Origin of the sequence: Gluconacetobacter entanii, from assembly GCF_003206495.1 — a bacterium.
Lineage (GTDB): Bacteria > Pseudomonadota > Alphaproteobacteria > Acetobacterales > Acetobacteraceae > Novacetimonas > Novacetimonas entanii.
Map to the genome: position 1 here is coordinate 1 of NZ_NKUF01000155.1, position 1,193 is coordinate 1,193.

Sequence of the window (1,193 nt, forward strand, 5' to 3'; positions counted from 1 at the left end):
CGAGCTGGCATCTGACAGCATACCATTCGCTCACTGAGCGCTTCCACTCTGAGGAGGTAGCATTGAGCGCCAGGTAAATCAATTTTGCTGCGGCCTCGTCACTGGGGAAGTGGCCACGGGTGCGCACAGCACGACGGATCTTTGCGTTCAGGGCCTCAATGGCATTCGTTGTGTAAATCAGTCTGCGCACTTCCGGGGGGTAATCAAGGAACGGAATGACCTCATTCCAGGCCCTGCGCCAACTGGGTGCGATGGCCGGGTATTGTCTGGCCAGATCGCTTTCCTCAAACCTGCCGAGGGCTGCCTCGGCCTCGCTGGCGTCCACTGCCGTATAGATTGCCTTGAGAGCGGTGGCGACGGCCTTGCGGTCCTTGTAGCTGGCAAAGCTCATGGAATGACGCAGCAGGTGAACGATGCACGTCTGAATGCGGGTCCTGGGGAAAGCCGCTTCGATAGCCTGCGGAAAGCCCTTCAGCCCGTCGACGACGGCGATCAGGATATCCTGCACCCCCCGATTGCGCAGGTCACTGAGGACCTTGGCCCAGAATTTGGCTCCTTCATTTTCCTGGAACCACAGCCCCAGAATGTCCCGTGTGCCGTCAGGCAGGATCGCGAGCGCCACAAAGACGGCCTTGTTCGAGACAGCCCCGTCACTGCGGATATTGACCCGGATCGCGTCCATGAAGACGATCGGATAGCACGGTTCCAGCGGGCGGTTCTGCCAGGCGGCGACCTCCTCCATCACCGCGTCGGTAATCGCGGAAATGAGGCTCGGGGAGGCCTCAACGCCGTAGATTTCCTCGATATGCCCCTGGATCTCGCGGGTCGTCATGCCCCGGGCATACATGCTGATAATCTTGCGGTCGAACTCGGGAAAGCGACGCTGATACTTTGCGATCAGCATCGGGTCAAACGTGCCATTCCGATCCCGGGGAATATCCAGAACAACCTTGCCGCTCTCCGTGGTCACGGTCTTCTGGCTCCTGCCGTTTCTGCGATTGGGCGGCAGATTACCCTCGTCAGGTGCACCATCGGCGCGTTCCTCATCAAGGTGAAGAGTCATCTCCGTGTTGAGCGCTCGCTCCGCCAGAGCCTTCGTCAATTCCGAGAGTATGCCGTTCTTGCCAAACAGGTCGCCGGGTGAACGTCCTTCCATCAGGCGGTCCAGGAGGTCTTTATCAATGCTCATGCGG

1 protein-coding gene is annotated in these 1,193 nt (G+C 59.3%); it reads right to left on the reverse strand.

What is annotated here, in order from left to right; genetic code table 11:
• The coding region (locus CFR72_RS17055; protein ID WP_110914832.1) for an IS256 family transposase at positions 1-1,189 on the reverse strand (1,189 nt) is incomplete at its 3' end.
• Positions 1,190-1,193: the final 4 nt, after the last annotated feature.